The sequence below is a fragment of the Neobacillus pocheonensis genome (assembly GCF_050477905.1).
Classification (GTDB): domain Bacteria; phylum Bacillota; class Bacilli; order Bacillales; family Cytobacillaceae; genus Neobacillus; species Neobacillus pocheonensis_A.
On sequence record NZ_JBCNAD010000020.1, the window covers coordinates 44,910 to 62,052 of the forward strand.

General features: G+C 39.2%; 15 protein-coding genes. 13 read left to right on the forward strand and 2 right to left on the reverse strand.

The genetic code is table 11. From position 1 onward, the window contains the following. Nucleotides 1-54 precede the first annotated feature (54 nt). The 5 genes from ABES02_RS10360 (at nucleotide 55) to ABES02_RS10380 (ending at nucleotide 5,922) form a co-directional block, all read left to right on the forward strand. Complete coding sequence (locus ABES02_RS10360; protein ID WP_430133878.1) at nucleotides 55-1,383, forward strand: nucleotide sugar dehydrogenase; 1,329 nt, start codon at nucleotides 55-57, stop codon at nucleotides 1,381-1,383. A gap of 65 nt (nucleotides 1,384-1,448) precedes the next feature. Beyond that, the gene (locus ABES02_RS10365) at nucleotides 1,449-2,558 is read left to right on the forward strand and encodes a glycosyltransferase family 4 protein (protein WP_430133881.1); all 1,110 of its coding nucleotides are present in this window, start codon (nucleotides 1,449-1,451) and stop codon (nucleotides 2,556-2,558) included. Nucleotides 2,559-2,580: 22 nt separating this feature from the next. Continuing rightward, on the forward strand, nucleotides 2,581-3,696 hold the full coding sequence (locus tag ABES02_RS10370; RefSeq protein ID WP_430133883.1) for a DegT/DnrJ/EryC1/StrS family aminotransferase: 1,116 nt from the start codon (nucleotides 2,581-2,583) through the stop codon (nucleotides 3,694-3,696). 94 nt (nucleotides 3,697-3,790) lie between these two features. Continuing rightward, nucleotides 3,791-5,260, forward strand: coding sequence for an O-antigen ligase family protein (locus ABES02_RS10375; protein ID WP_430133885.1), 1,470 nt, complete (start codon nucleotides 3,791-3,793; stop codon nucleotides 5,258-5,260). After that, the gene (locus ABES02_RS10380; protein ID WP_430133888.1) at nucleotides 5,257-5,922 is read left to right on the forward strand and encodes a hypothetical protein; all 666 of its coding nucleotides are present in this window, start codon (nucleotides 5,257-5,259) and stop codon (nucleotides 5,920-5,922) included. The genes ABES02_RS10375 and ABES02_RS10380 overlap by 4 nt, the downstream gene beginning before the upstream one ends. 48 nt (nucleotides 5,923-5,970) lie before the next feature. On the opposite strand, the gene ABES02_RS10385 is transcribed toward ABES02_RS10380, so the two are convergent. Together ABES02_RS10385 and ABES02_RS10390 are read right to left on the reverse strand one after the other, a co-directional pair. Next, nucleotides 5,971-7,035 carry an LCP family protein gene (locus tag ABES02_RS10385; protein WP_430133890.1) on the reverse strand — a complete coding sequence of 355 codons (1,065 nt, stop codon included), beginning with the start codon at nucleotides 7,033-7,035 and terminating at the stop codon, nucleotides 5,971-5,973. 211 nt (nucleotides 7,036-7,246) lie between these two features. After that, a complete protein-coding gene (locus tag ABES02_RS10390) occupies nucleotides 7,247-7,888 on the reverse strand; it encodes a YigZ family protein (RefSeq protein WP_430133893.1) in 642 nt (213 codons plus the stop codon). 271 nt (nucleotides 7,889-8,159) lie between these two features. Between ABES02_RS10390 and ABES02_RS10395 the strand changes: the two genes are divergently transcribed. The 8 genes from ABES02_RS10395 to ABES02_RS10430 all read left to right on the forward strand — a co-directional run bounded on the left by ABES02_RS10395 (nucleotide 8,160) and on the right by ABES02_RS10430 (nucleotide 16,939). After that, entirely contained in the window at nucleotides 8,160-9,302 is a 1,143-nt protein-coding gene (locus ABES02_RS10395; protein WP_430133895.1) for a sensor histidine kinase, read from the forward strand. A gap of 17 nt (nucleotides 9,303-9,319) precedes the next feature. Continuing rightward, the gene (locus ABES02_RS10400) at nucleotides 9,320-10,003 is read left to right on the forward strand and encodes a response regulator (protein ID WP_430133897.1); all 684 of its coding nucleotides are present in this window, start codon (nucleotides 9,320-9,322) and stop codon (nucleotides 10,001-10,003) included. Nucleotides 10,004-10,115: 112 nt separating this feature from the next. After that, nucleotides 10,116-10,961, forward strand: coding sequence for a DegV family protein (locus ABES02_RS10405; RefSeq protein ID WP_430133900.1), 846 nt, complete (start codon nucleotides 10,116-10,118; stop codon nucleotides 10,959-10,961). 591 nt (nucleotides 10,962-11,552) lie between these two features. Beyond that, on the forward strand, nucleotides 11,553-12,065 hold the full coding sequence (locus ABES02_RS10410; RefSeq protein WP_430134906.1) for a nuclease-related domain-containing protein: 513 nt from the start codon (nucleotides 11,553-11,555) through the stop codon (nucleotides 12,063-12,065). A gap of 458 nt (nucleotides 12,066-12,523) precedes the next feature. Further along, the gene (locus ABES02_RS10415; protein ID WP_430133903.1) at nucleotides 12,524-14,023 is read left to right on the forward strand and encodes a DEAD/DEAH box helicase; all 1,500 of its coding nucleotides are present in this window, start codon (nucleotides 12,524-12,526) and stop codon (nucleotides 14,021-14,023) included. A 5-nt stretch (nucleotides 14,024-14,028) separates the two neighbouring features. Next, on the forward strand, nucleotides 14,029-14,745 hold the full coding sequence (locus ABES02_RS10420; RefSeq protein ID WP_430133906.1) for a ComF family protein: 717 nt from the start codon (nucleotides 14,029-14,031) through the stop codon (nucleotides 14,743-14,745). Nucleotides 14,746-15,031: 286 nt separating this feature from the next. Beyond that, nucleotides 15,032-15,580, forward strand: a complete 549-nt coding sequence (hpf, locus tag ABES02_RS10425; RefSeq protein ID WP_430133909.1) for a ribosome hibernation-promoting factor, HPF/YfiA family — start codon at nucleotides 15,032-15,034, stop codon at nucleotides 15,578-15,580. Nucleotides 15,581-15,772: 192 nt separating this feature from the next. Beyond that, nucleotides 15,773-16,939 carry a DUF5667 domain-containing protein gene (locus tag ABES02_RS10430; RefSeq protein WP_430133912.1) on the forward strand — a complete coding sequence of 389 codons (1,167 nt, stop codon included), beginning with the start codon at nucleotides 15,773-15,775 and terminating at the stop codon, nucleotides 16,937-16,939. Nucleotides 16,940-17,143: the final 204 nt, after the last annotated feature.

Below are 17,143 nucleotides of genomic sequence, written 5' to 3' on the forward strand. Positions count from 1 at the left end.
GACAAAGCACTCAATCAGATAGAATTATGGAAGTTAGGAAAGGAAATGAAAAAAATGAATGAATATAATGCAACTGCACGTGAACTATTTAATAAAATTGAATCAAGAAATGCAACCATCGGCGTTGTGGGCCTTGGCTATGTAGGTCTTCCACTTGCGGTTGAAAAAGCAAAAGCAGGATTTAAAGTAATTGGCTTTGATGTTCAACAATCACGTGTTGATTTAGTTAACAGTGGTGTGAACTATATTGGCGATGTTGTCGATGAGGAGCTATCAGAAATCACGAAAAGTAAGCAGTTTGTTGCCACTACTGATTACTCTCTAATTAAAGAGGTTGATGCAGTGGCCATTTGTGTACCGACACCACTTGATCAGTACCAACAACCTGATACTTCGTATGTAGAAAGCTCTGGAGCTGAAATCGCTAAATATATGCATGAAGGTATGTTGATTGTGTTAGAAAGTACAACTTATCCAGGAACAACAGAAGAGGTATTAAAACCTATTCTTGATCAATCAGGTCTTGAAGTGGGACAAAGTTACTTCCTAGCTTACTCTCCTGAACGTGTTGACCCAGGTAACAAGCATTACAATACAAAAAATACACCAAAAGTAGTTGGTGGAATCACACCAGCGTGTACAGAAATTGCTTCCCTTCTTTATACAAGCGTACTTGAAGGCGATGTTCATAAAGTTTCCAGCCCAGCCGTTGCTGAAATGGAGAAAATCCTTGAAAATACGTTCCGTCATATCAATATTGCGTTAGCGAACGAAATGGCGGTTTTATGTAACCGTATGGGCATTGATGTATGGGAAGTAATTGATGCGGCAGCGACCAAGCCATACGGCTTTATGCCATTCTATCCAGGTCCTGGTTTAGGTGGACATTGTATTCCGATTGACCCATTCTATCTAACTTGGAAGGCAAGAGAATATAACTACCATACGAAGTTAATTGAATTAGCGGGTGAAATCAATAACGCTATGCCTGAATTTGTTATTGAGCGTTCGATGAAAATTTTGAACTCGGATAAGAAGGCTTTGAACGGTTCAAAGGTTGTCGTACTTGGTGTTGCCTATAAGAGAGATATCGATGATGTCCGCGAATCTCCAGCTCTTGAAATTATGGAGCTCCTTACAATTAATGGTGCTGATTGGGTTGCCGTTGATCCATATGTGAAGAATTTCAAGCTAGACGGCAAGATTTACGAAACGGTAGAAATCAATCAGCAATTAATTGAGGATGCTGACCTTGTTATCGTAACAACCGACCATAGTGATTTTGACTATGAAATGATCGCGAGAAATGCAAAATCTATTTTTGATACAAGAAATGCAATGAAAAAGCACAAAGACTTAGCTAAGAAATACCATCGCTTGTAATTATGGAAAACCAGACCTAAACTAGGTCTGGTTCCTTTTAGAGCGTACCAAAGTGAGTGAACTCAATGAAAATTTGTCATCTTACCTCAGTCCATCCTGCTGAGGATATCCGGATTTTTGTAAAAGAATGTCGCTTCCTTCAACAAGGCGGATTTGACACGTCCCTAATCGTGGCCAATAGTGAAACATACATAAAAGATGGTGTCAAAATTGTTGGAGTTAAGGTAAATGCCGGCAGCAGATATACGAGGATATTAAAAGGGCCAATCCAGGTTTACAAAAAAGCACTTGAAATTGATGCAGATGTTTATCATTTTCATGATCCGGAATTGCTTCCTGTGGGCTTATTGTTAAAAAGAAAAGGAAAAAAAGTCATTTATGATGTCCATGAGGATGTTCCGGAGCAAGTCCTATCCAAAGAGTGGATTCCGGCTTTTTTACGCAGGTCGATTTCATCTATCGTTAAAAGGATTGAACGATTTGCGTCAAAACGATTCGATGCCGTCGTGACAGCGACACCAACGATTAATAACCGGTTTATAACGTATAATAACAACAGCGTAACCATTCATAATTTTCCTATAACTAATGAATTGATTACAGAAGATATCCCATCCGAAGGTGATGAAAAGAAATCGGCCATCTATATTGGAGGAATCACCCGACTTCGAGGCATTGTGGAAATGGTTGACGCGATGGAAGTGGTCAATCAGGATGCTCCTGTAACCTTGACATTGGCAGGTAAGTTTTCACCCGAAAGCTTGGAAGAACAAGTTAAAAAACAAAGTGGCTGGAAATATGTTGATAATGCCGGCTGGTTAACCCGGGAAGAAGTAAAGTCGTATTTAGGACAAGCCTTTGTTGGTTTAGTTTTATTACATCCGGAACCAAGGTATATCGTCTCATACCCAATTAAATTATTTGAATACATGTCTGCGGGTATTCCAGTCATTGCCTCAAATTTTCCGCTTTGGAAGGAAATTGTCGAAGAAAGTCAATGTGGACTTTGTGTCGACCCGCTAAACATTCAGGAAATGGCTGAAGCAATCCTTTGGATGCACAATCATCCTGAGGAAGCAAAACAACTTGGGAAAAATGGACGTGAAGCAATTTTAAAGAAATATAGCTGGGAAAACGAGGCTGCTCGTTTAGTTGAACTATATAAAACTTTATAATTTTTAAAGGAGAAAATGAACGATGAAAGTACCTATGCTGGATTTAACGGAACAGTATCAAGGATTGAAAGCAGAAATTATTCCTGCTTTAGATGAGGTAATGTCAAAAGCCCATTTCATACTTGGTGAGAATGTTAAAAAGCTAGAAAACGACGTAGCGGTGTATAGTAATTCAAAGCACGGAATTGGTGTTGCAAACGGCAGTGATGCCATAAACATTGCTTTGTTGGGCTGTGGGGTTCAACCTGGTGATGAAGTCATCGTCCCTTCGTTTACTTTCTTTGCAACGGCTGGAGCGGTAGCAAGAATGGGTGCAACGCCAGTGTTTGTTGACATTGACCCTAAAACCTTCAATATTGATCCAATTGCGATTGAAAAAGCGATTACACCTAAAACAAAAGCGATTATTCCTGTTCATTTATATGGTCAAATGGCTGATATGGATCGGATTAAAGAGATTGCCGATAAACATAGTTTATATATTATTGAAGACGCGGCCCAAGCAATAGGTGCTCAATATAAAGGGAAAAATGTTGGGGAGCTTGGAACAGCTGCCACTTATAGTTTCTTCCCAACGAAAAATCTTGGCGCTTACGGGGATGCAGGAATGATCATCTCAAACGATGATGAGATTGCTGAAAGAATGCGCGTTTTGCGTGTTCACGGAAGCAAGCCAAAATATTACCACCATGTGCTAGGCTATAACAGCCGACTTGACGAGCTCCAAGCAGCGATCTTAAATGTGAAGTTCCCTCATTTAAATGATTGGAGCGAACAACGTCGCGAAAGAGCGGAAACGTATACGCAGCTCCTTCAAGAAATGGTAGGAGAGCATGTAGTTCCTCCGTTTGCAGCAGAACATAACCATCATGTCTTCCATCAATATACGATTCGGGTTCAAAAGAGAGACGAGCTTCAAGCTTTCTTAAAGGAACAAGGTATCGCAACCATGATTTATTATCCAAAACCACTTCACTTGCAGCCTGTGTTTGCTGAACTGGGCTATAAAGAAGGAGATTTACCCGAAACAGAAAAAGCTGCTCAAGAAGCGATTTCATTACCAATGTTCCCTGAATTAAAAATTGAACAACAAAAATATGTAGTTGAAAAAATACGTGAATTTTATCAAAAGAATTAATCATTCTCCGATGATACAGGGGTAACCTGTTATCGGTCTTTAGATAAAAAGGCTGTTGGTTTCAACAGCCTTTCCTTTTTATAGGAGGATCTTCATGATTACTTTACAATCTAAGATGCCGCAAATTATTTTAGGTGTTATTGCCTCGATTTTTCTTGGATGGCTTTCTTTTCAGTATCTAACCGGGGTTTCATTACGTTTGTTTATTGTTGCCTGTATTTGTTTTGCTGCAGGCTTGCTTATGTTTGCCCGATTTCGCCAATTTTTTTGGGAGAAACTAACCCTCCAACATTTTCTGTTAACCATGATGATTGCTACATCATTTCTAGGGTCTGCCTTTTTTGCTGTAAGTGCAGGACCCATACAGTTATTTCCCTATAGAATTTTGCTCATGTTTCTTGTAATCGTGCTGTTCATCAAATGCATCAATAAAGACATCACGTTACAAGGTCATTTTCAACTTCCTTATTTATATTTCTTCTTATTGGCTTGGATCACTTATAGCTTTTTAGCGATCAGCTGGTCAGTGGAGCTAACTTCAGCGATAAAAGAAGTAATCACATTAATAACAGGTATTCTCATCACCTTTTTGGTTACTTTTCTTTATAAAAAAGAAGAGAATTACCTCGAGTTTTTTACCGTTTGGGTCGTGATGGGATTATTGTTAATTGGGATTGGGTTTATTAATCACTTCCTGCAAATCCATTTACCTATCTCAAGAATCAATCATGTTTATGCCTATCAAAAGGGAATTCCTACCTCCGTTTTTGTGAATGAAAATGATTTTGCAAGCTTTCTGGCAATCACAATCTTTTTCTTTCTTTCGCTAATCAAAAACGGGAGACGGATGATTTACCAGTTAATTGGTTTATTTGGATTTTTAAGTTGTGTATATTTAATCTTAATCACAGAGTCCCGGGCTAATTATATCGGCGTATTTTTAGGCTGTGTTTTTTGGTTTATTTTTATCTTAAGGAAAACCGATAAAATGAAAATTGTAGCGACCGGGTTGCTGATTGCACCGATTATCATTATTGACCAGCTTCATAGAGTGAAAGCATTGTGGGAATTCGTCAAAACTCAAGTTGACAGTCTCTTTATTCCGAGCCAAGAACTTTCTCCCACTACATCAATTGATATTCGGGAAAATTTATTAAGAAATGCCCAAATCTTTATAGAAAATACTTTCGGTTTTGGGGTAGGACCAGGCAATGTTGAATTTTATATGAAAAATACGCCTGTTTACCCTACCCATCAGGCTTATAATGTTCATAATTGGTGGGCAGAAATATTTGTTCAATATGGGTTTTTAATTTTTACAGGATATATTATCATGTACTTGTTCTTATTTTTTACGCTTTTCCGGATTTGGCGGCTGCAAATTCGAAACGGGAACTCCTTAATTAGTGAAGCCTTATTATGTGGAATGGTTGCTTTCCTATTTGCCAGCATTAGTCCTAATTCCTTTATGGCTTTGAACTATAATTGGCTTTTCACTGCCTTCCTAATCGCCTATACCAATTATCATTACAAAGACCTATCTCATCCAGGAGGATTACAATGATTAGTATTCTAAATAATGTTGCTAAAAGGGCAAAAAAATGGATGATTTTACTTATCATCCTTCCGCTGTTAACAGGGGTTGTGTCTTATGTTATGGAGAAGAGGACGCCGCAGACATATACTGCACAGACCACCATTGAACTTGGGAATTTTGAAAATACAAGGCTTACTGATCCAAAATTTGTAGCGAGTTATTTAAAGTCAACAAATAATCTTAAAAAAATGCAAAAAGACTCTGGTATAAAATTTAATACTTCAAATGTTAAAAATCGAATTAATGCAACTCCTAGTGAATCAAGATATCTTCCTATCGTTTACACAGGAACTTCAAAGGAAGAGGCAGAAAAAACTTTAACGGCAGTTGTAGATGCTTTTATAAAAGAAAGTGATATTGGATATGATAGAAAAAATCAAAAAGCTAATGAGTTGTTTGATAAAGTAGCAAAAACTTCAACACAGTATGAAGCTGTTAATCAAAAAAAGGTATTATATGAATTATGGATTGATATATCCAATCTAGTACCAACAATTCCCTCAGAGCCGGTAACTGTTACAGGAAGTGCAATTAATCCAGTAAAAAAAGGCATTTTTGGCTTGATTCTCGGATTGATGTTAGATGTTGCAATATTGGTTATCCCAGAGCTATTTAGGGAGTACAGATAAATGAGAAGGGGTCCAAACCAATTAGGTTTGGACCCCTTTCTTATTCCATTATTGTGAGGAACTATCATTAGAATCAGAAGTGGAATTATTAGATGATTCGTTTTCGTCAGTAGTTGTTTTCGTTGTATCATCTGTGATATCCAGATGATGTTTCAATGACGCCTTGATTTCTTCAAGCTTTACTTCGTCCGGCCTAAAATAATAAGTGCCTCTAATCGTATCGTCATACCCTTTGATTTGAAGCTGTTCGATTCTGGAAGAATCAAAAGCAGAGTATTTTTTTCTAAACGCCAAAGCCTCTGATACGGTCATATTCGTTTCGATATTGTCCCCAATTACATCTGATATTTTATCAATTTTTAGAAGGGTTTTTGGTGATGAAAGCTTTTCAACCAAGGCAGCAACAATTTGTCTTTGCCGATCATTTCTTCCAAAGTCACCTCTTGGATCTTTCATTCGCATTCTTGCATAGACCAGGGCTTCTTCCCCATTCAATTTTTGCTTGCCCTTATGGAAATAAAACCTTTCCCATTTCTGATTAATGTCATCAAAATCAAATGGAACATCGACGGTTACCCCGCCTACTTCGTCAACAATATTCTTAAAACCATTGAAGTTTACGGTAACATAGTAATCAATGGGGATATCTAAAAATTGTTCAACTGTCTTAATTGCTAATTCCTTGCCACCAAACGAATAGGCAGCATTAATCTTATTCTTTCTCGTCCTTCCAGGAATACTAACAAGTGAATCGCGGGGAATACTTAACAACTTCATCGTTTGTGATTTTGGATTAAAGGTGGCGACCATTATCGTATCTGATCTGCCTCTTGCACCTTTATCTGCATAATTTTCAATTCCTAATAACAGAACCGAAAACGGATCACTGGAAACATAAACAGGTGCCTCCCGCTTTTCCGATTTATCTTCCCGGCCTTTTATTTTTACATATGATTTATCAACTGCTTTATAGGCATGGTAAGCAACATATCCTGCATACCCTGCACCAGCAAGGAATATTATTAGAAAGAATAAAAGAAAGGCTTTCTTTCGACCTTTTTTTGCTCTTTTCTGCCTTAATCTAGTCGAAGATAGTCTATTGTTGTCAACCATATTTCATCCTCTTTCAAATTGGAATAGCATTGCAAATATTAATTATAATATATTTACAAGTATTTATTAAGAGCAAAATATGAGAAAGTTCGACAAAATGCGCATCTTATTACTTAACTTAGATTGAGCATTTTTTTATTCTTTTATCCAATCAAGGAAGTTTCAATATTCTTTTTTCAACCTACGATAAATTTCCCAATTGTATTCCCTCTCAAGACCTATTATAATCTTCCTCAAGATAGACAGTTTCTCCTTGCACGATGGAGCACTGGCCGTTTGTGAGATCGACCATCCAGTCTTGAAAGGTATCAACATGGCTTTTCTCAACATAAGTATCAATAATGACGTTATCTAAGTAATGGATTTCTTTCATTTGATAAGACGATGCGCGAATTTCCTTTTCTAGTTTGCCGAGCCAGGTGTAATCAATTTTCACATGGATAACTTGCATAAGTTTTCTTTCGACAATTCCGACAGCATCAAGACCTTCTGAGGTTGCTTTACCATATGCACGGATGAGGCCTCCGGCACCTAATTTGATTCCGCCAAAATACCGGGTCACAACCACGGCACTATCCTTTAGTTTCCTTTTTTTCAAAACTTCTAGGATAGGAACTCCGGCAGTCCCACTTGGTTCACCGTCATCATTGGCTTTTTGAATCTGATCCTGCTCGCCAATCAGATAGGCAGAACAATTGTGGGTGGCGTCCCAATGCTTTTTCTTAATGACTTGAATAAATTCCTGGGCCTCCTGTTCCGTTTCTACTCTCTTAATATGAGCAATAAACCGGGATTTTTGAATGACAATTTCGTGTTCTCCTGTTTCTTTTACTGTAAAATAACTAGGTAGCATGATGTACTCCTTTCTTAATAAAAAAATATTGTTGTAATATACCTTTAATATGGTAGTAAAGTTCGAATGATATAATAATCATAGTTCAGTGATAATAAATGTGTTAATAGTATAAAAGTAGTAGAATAATATTAACATTATACTACCTTTTACTGAACTTTGAGGGTGTAGTCTTAAAATAGTGCCTTCAAAATAGCAAATAGATACATCTAAAGATAAAATATGTTAGAAGGCCTAAAGGGAAAAAACAAGGTCCCTGGAGGAATCAAAAATGAAAATTAAGCAAATTGATACCAAATCTATTGATGAAATTCGCGAAGAAATGATTGAGACGGTTACATGCAGTAAAACTGATATTTTCCGCATTAGTGAAAAATGCCGTCAAGATTACGACAACATGACGACGGAGTTAGACAATATCAAACAAATGATGGTCAAGCTCAATGATGAAGGTGATCAGCTTGAAAAACAAGTCCACCAAGCGCGGGTCATGCTGTCTGAAGTGAGTATGAATATTAAAAAATATTCAGAGGAAGAGGTCCGAAATGCTTACGAAAAAGCCCATCAGCTGCAAATGGATCTATCCATTAATTGGCAATATAAAAAGCAGCTCTTGGATAAACGCGATGATCTCGAACGAAGACTAATTGGGTTGGTTGACACGATTGATCGCGCTGACCAGCTTATTTCGCAAATTTCCGTTGTGATGAATTATTTGCAAAGTGATCTAAAACAGGTTGGCGAGGTTCTAGAGAATGCCAAAGCCAAACAGGACTTTGGATTGAAAATTATTGAGGCCCAGGAAGAAGAGCGAAAACGCTTATCACGAGAGATTCATGATGGTCCGGCGCAAATGCTGGCCAACGTTATTGTTCGTTCCGATTTAATCGAACGCGTCTATCGGGATAAAGGTGTGGAAGAAGCATTTTCAGAAATTGATAGCTTTAAAAAAATGGTTCGATCGGCTCTATATGAGGTCCGCCGAATTATTTACGACTTACGTCCTATGGCATTGGATGATTTAGGTCTCGTTCCTACCCTCAGAAAATATTTACGTACCATCGAAGAATATCATAACCACTCGAAAATTAATTTTGAGAATATCGGCCTAGAGCGAAGGCTGCCGACTAAGTATGAAGTCGCATTGTTTCGGATGATTCAGGAATCAGTGCAAAATGCGCTTAAGCACGCGAATGCCTGTGAAATTAGAGTCAGACTAGAAATAACCAATTCATCAATTTCCGTTTTGATTAAGGACAATGGCGTGGGCTTTGACATTAACCATAAGAAGCCAGAGTCTTTTGGAATGATTGGGATGAGAGAACGGGTCGACCTGCTTGATGGCGAAATTACATTTGATTCAAAAATTGGCAAGGGAACAGATGTATTGATCAGTGTTCCATTAATCAACTAAATGAGGGGGCGTAGCAAATGACTACTAAAATTGTCATTATTGACGATCACCAACTATTCAGAGAAGGCGTTAAAAGAATATTAGAATTTGAAAAATCATTCCAAGTCGTGGCTGAAGGCGACGACGGCACTGAAGCGTTAAACCTTGTGCAAGAATATCGTCCTGATGTTGTCATCATGGATATCAATATGCCGGAAAAGAACGGTGTCGAAGCGACACGTGAATTATGTGAGAAATTCCCAGAAACAAAGGTAATCATTTTATCGATTCATGATGACGAAAACTATGTAACCCACGCATTGCAAACAGGTGCATGCGGCTATCTTTTAAAAGAGATGGACGCTGATGCCCTAATTGAAGCAGTACGCGTTGTGGCCGATGGGGGCTCTTACTTGCATCCTAAGGTGACTCATAATCTGGTCAATGAATATCGTAAACTAGCTGCTGGTGTTGTTCGAGCTGGTTCTTATGTACAAACAGTCGAAATTCGTCGTCCATTGCACTTGCTGACACGCCGCGAATGCGAAGTGCTGCAAATGCTGGCGGATGGAAAAAGCAACCGCGGAATCGGTGAAGCCTTATTTATCAGTGAAAAAACCGTTAAAAACCATGTATCTAACATTTTGCAAAAAATGAACGTCAACGACCGTACACAAGCAGTCGTTGTTGCGATCAAAAATGGCTGGGTGGAAGTACGTTAATGTTTGTTACGGGGCATGCTCGAGTAGGGCATGCTCTTTTTATAATGCTTTTTTTAGGATTTTCATATAAAATAGTCATACTGTAGTTAATGGACAAGGATGGTAGACATATATGAAAACGGCAGTTGTCACGGATAGCACCGCATACATCTCGAAAGAATTGCGAGAAAAATGCAATATACATATGATCCCGTTAAATGTCATTTTCGGGAATGAAGTTTATCAGGAAGAAATAGATATTACGTGGAGTGAGTTTTTTGAAGAGGTCAAGGTTAAGGCGTTGCCAACAACCTCTCAACCGCCGATAGGGCAGTTTGTTGAACTGTTTGAGCGGCTGGCTTCTGAAGGTTACGAAGCAGTTTTGAGTATTCATTTGTCGAGTGGTATCAGCGGCACCTACCAAGGCGCCGTAACGGCTGGTACGATGGTTGAGGGCATCAAAGTTTATCCATTTGATTCGGAAATCAGTTGTATGGTTCAGGGTTTTTATGCTTTGGAAGCTGCGGGACTTGCTTCTGATGGTGAGGATGCTGAGGCGATTATGTTTCGGCTGGAGGAATTGAAAAAGTCTGCCCGCGCTTACTTCATGGTCGATGATCTGGCGCATTTACACCGCGGCGGTCGCCTCTCAAGTGCCCAAGCCTTTATCGGCAGCCTGTTGCAGGTTAAACCACTATTACATTTTGTGGACAAGGTCATTGTCCCGTTTGAAAAAATTCGCACCCGACGAAAAGCCATGAAACGAATTGTCGATTTGCTTGAAGAAGATGCTTTAAGCGGTGGTGATTGGCGGGCTGTCATCATACACGCCAATCGCGAACAGGAAGCTGAGGAATGGCGAGAGGAGCTGGCCAAGTTATATCCTAACGTCGAATTCTCAATAAGTTATTTCGGCGCAGTCATCGGTACCCACCTCGGCGAAGGAGCCATGGGCTTGGGGTGGATGAAAAAACTATAAGTTAGCTGCCATTCCGGCTATTTGGGCTGGAATGGTTTTTTATTTGTAGTTGGTGCATGAAAGTTAGTGTGGTGGTTAAATTACATGATTATGGGAAGTCATGTGAGGGGAGCGGCTTGCGAAATAAATTGAAATTTAAGCGAAATAGGTTAGTAAATCGGCGAAATAAACTCGTATATCTGCGAAATAAAATCGATAGTCTGCGAAATAATAACCCAAATCGGCGAAATCCCTCCGGAGTTGAACCAATTCTGAAATTTAGTAGAAACTATGGCTGGATCAGTCATAAAAAAGGTAACTTAAATGAGGGTTTTGAGAGGGTTTGCGAAATTAATTGAAAAGTAAGCGAAATAAGTTAGTAAATCGGCGAAATAAGCTCGTGAATCCGCGAAATAAATTCGAAAGTCCGCGAAATAAACTCTGTTTTCCGCGAAATCAGTTTCAACAAACAAAAGGAAAAAACCATAGCTCCCATCTTTTGACACAAAATATTCAAAGTAACCCTGTTTTTTCGACAAAAACAGGCAGGAAATTATAATGTAAGTAGAGAAATTTTCCAAAAAAGAAAAAGGAGTGACGATTCTATTGATAATGAAAGACCTTACCGTTCCATTAAGACTCATATTAACCGAAGTATTGAAAAGAAGGCTCAGAATTGACCATTTTAAACATCTGGAAATCCAAAAGGACCTCGCTAAAAGATGGGCTGGATATTGGGGCGAAGTTGCGTTAGCCAACTATATAAAAGAACTTCCTCAAGAAAAATACTACATTTTCCACGATCTTCAACTAAAGCATAACGATATTCACTTTCAAATTGACACACTTCTCATATCTCAATACTTTATCCTCATCATTGAAGCAAAAAATATTAATGGTACCTTGATCTTTGATAATGTATTCAAACAGCTTCTACGTATAAATGATGATGGAACGGAAGAATCATTTGAGGATCCTCGAGTTCAATGTAAAAGGCTTCAATCTCTTTTAGGAAGATGGCTTGCCAAAAATGGTTTTAATTTACTACCAATGGAATACCTCATATTTTTTAAGAGTGTAAAAACAATTTTGAAAGCAAATCCTGGTGATAAAGTCAATTTTTAGCAAAATATGTAAAGGAAGAGACATTTTTAATAAAATAGAAAGCCTAGAACACAGATATAATCAAGTAAGAGTAGATAATCAGACCATTAATAGACTAGTAGAATTACTTCTAAGTCAACATAGCCCAAAACAAATAAATATTTTAAAAGAGCACAATATTTCGGTGGATGACCTTCGGAGTGGTGTTCATTGCCCTAGTTGCTTCTATATACCGATGATTTACAAGAAGGGAAAATGGTGGTGTCAATTCTGTAAAACCACCTCGAAAGATGCACTATCCGAAGCCCTCAATGACTATTTCTATTTAATCAAACCCTTCATTTCTAGTTCCGAATTTCGAAGTTTTTTCCATATCTCCACCAAGGATATTGCCCAAAAACATCTTTATAATTTGCACCTACCAACCACCGGCACAACCAAAAACCGTCTATACCACTTCACCCCAAAGGAGATTCCCCATGCGCTTTATCATAAAAAACCAACAATTAGTCCCAGTAAAATTCCCACATGAAGAATCGGTCCGGATCTCGCAAATCCCAACACTCCCACAACCTCATCTGAATCCTAACTTCCATTACAACCCAGCCCTGCAAACACTTCTAGCCGGTAAGCAGCTCCTTCCTGAAGATATCCCATTTACCCTCAAAGAAATTCACTCACATTACGAAAATGGATATATTACATACCGCCCGGGAATCAAATACCATGGAAAAAAGCCCAGCTGTGCCCGTTGCGGAAACAAGGACCCTCAATGGTTTTCCACCTACCCGTGCCAAAGGTGTGGCGAAAACTGCCTTTATTGTCGCCATTGCATCATGATGGGGCGAATCAGCGAATGCACGCCCCTGCTTGGCTGGAACGGAACTGTGCCAGAAACCACACTTCCAACCGAAATCATGGCGTGGAGAGGGACACTATCAGAGGGGCAACATGTCGCATCCGAACAGGTTGTCCGGGCAATCAACCAAAATAAAGAGCATTTAGTTTGGGCGGTTTGCGGAGCAGGCAAAACAGAAGTACTGTTCCCTGGGATAGAATCGGCCTTAACCGACCAAAAAAGAATCTGCATCGCGACACCAAGAACGGACGTGGTTCTCGAACTCACACCGCGACTAAAATCGGCATTTCCCACCATCAATATCGCATCCTTATACGGCGGCAGCGAGGACCGACACCTTTTTGCGCCTCTCACGATTGCAACGACCCACCAGCTGCTCCGATTTTATCATGCTTTCGATGCGATTATCTTAGATGAAGTCGATGCTTTTCCTTATACCGTAGAGGAATCGCTTCAATATGCTGCGATTCAGGCGCGGAAACCAATCTCAGCGATGATTTATCTGACCGCCACGCCCTCTGATAAATGGCAGCGAGAATGCCGCACCGGAAAAAGGCCCTATACGACCATACCGGCCCGTTTTCACCGCCATCCACTCCCAGTACCGGAATTTAAATGGTGCGGCAATTGGCAAAAGCAGCTTCACAAAAATAAACTGCCGCCAAATGTTCACCGCTGGGTTAAAGAAAGAATCCAAGCAAACAAGCAAGCCTTACTCTTTTTTCCGCACATCCCGTTAATGGAAAAAGCACTTCCCATCCTACGACAGGATGCCCCGAAATTGGAAGCTGTCCATGCAGAGGATCCAGACCGAAAAGAAAAGGTTCAAAAAATGCGAGCAAAGGAAATTCCGCTTCTCCTCACTACAACCATACTGGAACGCGGCGTAACCTTTCCAAATATCGACGTTGCGGTCATCGGTGCCGAGGAAAATATTTTTACAGAGAGTGCGCTCGTGCAAATTGCCGGCAGAGCAGGGCGGAGCAAAGACCATCCAGACGGGGTGGTAACCTTTTTTCATTACGGAAAAACCGAAGAGATGCTAAAAGCAAGGAAACAAATCGTAGCGATGAATCGAGAAGGCGTAAAAAGGGGACTAATCGATCATCAAAAAGGATGAGAAGAATGGATTTATTCCTACAAAACAGGTGTTTAATATGCCACGAACCAATCCGTCCAAGCATGGGCTGGAGGGCTTTGATTTCAGCCGAAAGAGAGCAGTCTACTTGCACAACATGTGAAAGCAAGTTGGAGAAAATAGAAGGAGAAACCTGCGGAATGTGTAACAGGCCCTTTAAAATGCTAGATGAAAAATTTCGTCATGGCGATTTGTGCTATGATTGTAAGCGCTGGGAGGAGGACCCTGAGTGGCAAGGATTTCTTGAGAAAAACAACGCTCTTTTTCTCTATAATGACTTTTTAAAGGAAGTACTCGCGAAGTTTAAATTCCGCGGAGACTACGCATTAGCGAAGGTATTCGTAGGACTATTTAAAGAAGAGCTTGCAAAAATGAAACCGGATCTGATTGTTCCGATTCCGTTAAGTGAAGAGCGCCTATTTGAGCGCGGGTTTAATCAAGCAAAGGCGCTAATTATGGAATCTGGCTTAACTCCAGTAGACATCCTAAGCCGAATCCATTCAGAAAAACAATCTAAAAAATCGAGGCTAGAACGAATCCATCTACCTCAAGTATTTAAGATAAATCCTGACATGAATTTACAAGGCAAAAGTATTATTCTGATTGATGATATCTATACAACGGGTTCTACCTTGAGGCATGCAGCCAAACTTTTAAAAAGTGCGGGCGCAACAAGCATCCAGTCGCTCACAGTTGCAAGGTAGATATAAATTAAATGAGCATTCATCCAAAAAAATTATTATCTAATACATTCCCTATTTCTTGAGTGTTTTAGTGGAAACTCTACCCATAAACAATTAGAATAAAGTTGAATAACAATTCATTTTAGTGAATTTTCCCTATTAAAGTCAATGGCTGAGTTAAACGTTGTCACTATTTACCTGTTGTTTTTGTCAATAATTCGACAAAATTATTGTTCTGATTTAGCAGGATTATCATAGGGTAGAATAGAAATGTTATTACATAGCCTTAACTAAAGGAGGAGTCCACATGAAATATAACGTTCGTGGCGAAAACATTGAGGTTACTCCAGCAATTAGAGAGTATGTTGAAAAGAAGATTTCTAAATTGGAGCGCTATTTTACAGAAGCACCTGACGCAAAAGTAAATGTGAATCTTAGATTCAATCAGGATAAAACTTCTAAGGTAGAGGTTACCATTCCGCTGCCGCATCTAGTTTTACGTGCTGAAGAAACAAATGTAGATATGTACGCTGGAATTGATTTAATTTTAGACAAGCTTGAGCGCCAAATCCGCAAGCACAAAACAAAAGTTAACCGTAAATTCCGTGAAAAAGGTGATTTTCCAATTACCTTTGCAACTTCAGAAAATACCGAAGTTGTTGATTTTGATGAAGATGATCTAGAATTAGTTCGTACAAAACGATTTGATCTTAAACCGATGGATAGTGAAGAAGCCATCCTGCAGATGAATATGTTAGGACATAGCTTCTACGTATTCACTAACTCAGATACTAACCGTACAAACGTAGTTTACAAGCGTAAAGACGGCCGTTACGGCTTGATTGAAGCACATTAAAAATAATGGAAGAACGCTGCTCTTAATATTGGGGGCGGCGTTTTTTTGCCTTATTAAATATTCAATATAAAGAGATTGCAATTTTTCGTAATCTACTAAAATGGAAAAAATATTTTAGATAGCCACCACCATAAAGAGATTCCATCGGACGTATGTTTTAATAGAAAACCAATAATGGGGGCAAAAACAGACATGAAAACTAAAAAAATGACACATTTACTTACAAGCGGTATGGTAGCTTCGTCACTAATTTTTTCAATAGGTGCAGGCAGTGCATTCGCAAATGGAGATGGCTCCGATTCATCAACCGAATCTGCGGTAACAACCGACCAAGCTCAAAATGGAGCAGATCAAACAGTGGAAACATCCGATCAAGTCGAAAATAGTGGAGAACAAACAGAAACAACTGCTGAAGATACTACTATACAGGATGAAGTTGCTGGTGACACAGAAGAAGTGGAGCAAGCAGACACTGATGAAGTAGAAAAAACTGAAACAGAACAAGCAGATACTGATGCTGCTGTACAAACAGATAAAGTAGAAGCCCCTTCTTTAGTTCCTGGAGACTTCTTCTATTTTGTAAAAACAATGACTGAAAAAATTCGTCTTGCCTTCACGGTAGATGATTATAAAGAAGCAAAACTTTTAGCGGAATTTGCAGCTGAACGGATTGCTGAGGCCAATGTCTTATTTAAAGACGGAAAAACTGAAGAGGCTGCGTCACTTTTAAAAGAAGCAATCGCAACACAGGAGCAATCTAGTGAAAATTTACCTGCCACAGAAGATGTTTCTTCTGATGACACTCAAAGTGATGAAGTAGCAGTACAAAGCAAGCTTGCGCATAACATCGATGCTTTATGTGCAGCATTAGCACACGTGAAAAACCCAACTGCCCAGCAAGCCATCATGAAAAATATTCAAAAGTCATTTGCTAAGTTAGAAAAGAAGGCAGCCAAGCTTGAAGAGAAAGATGCGAAATTTGCCGAAAAAATGAGCAAAATCGAAGAAAAAGTGGCTAGTGGAGATATATCCGAGGACAAAGCGACTCATGCAAAAAATAAACTTGAAAAAAAGCAAAAGCAGAAGCACGAAGAAGCTGCAGCGGAAGTAGAGAAAGTGGAGCAGGAAACAACAACGCAGGCTGCGCAGGAACTAGCTAATGAACAGCAAGCAGTAGTAGAAACTACCAAAGTGGCAAATAATGCGGTAGAAAAGCAGAAGGATGCAGCACAAAGAGTGCAACAGAAGGCAACTAAAGCTCAATCAAAGCCACAAGCAGCCGCTAAAAAGGTTGAAGAAAAAAAGCAGAATAATGAAGAAAAGCAACATGGAGAAGGTAACGGTAACAGTAAACATTAATGAATTAGACAGGGGTGCTGCCTACTTGGGCGCACTTTTTGTTTTTATTTGCGGCAGGAAATCCCAATGAACTTCAAAAAAAGGATCTAAAAAATAAGAGAATTCCTCTATAAAAAGTTATCCCCATGTGGATAACCGCAATTCTTTATTGAATATCCACAAAATTCAGTTAGTTGTCTACAAATTCACATCACTTATCTACAA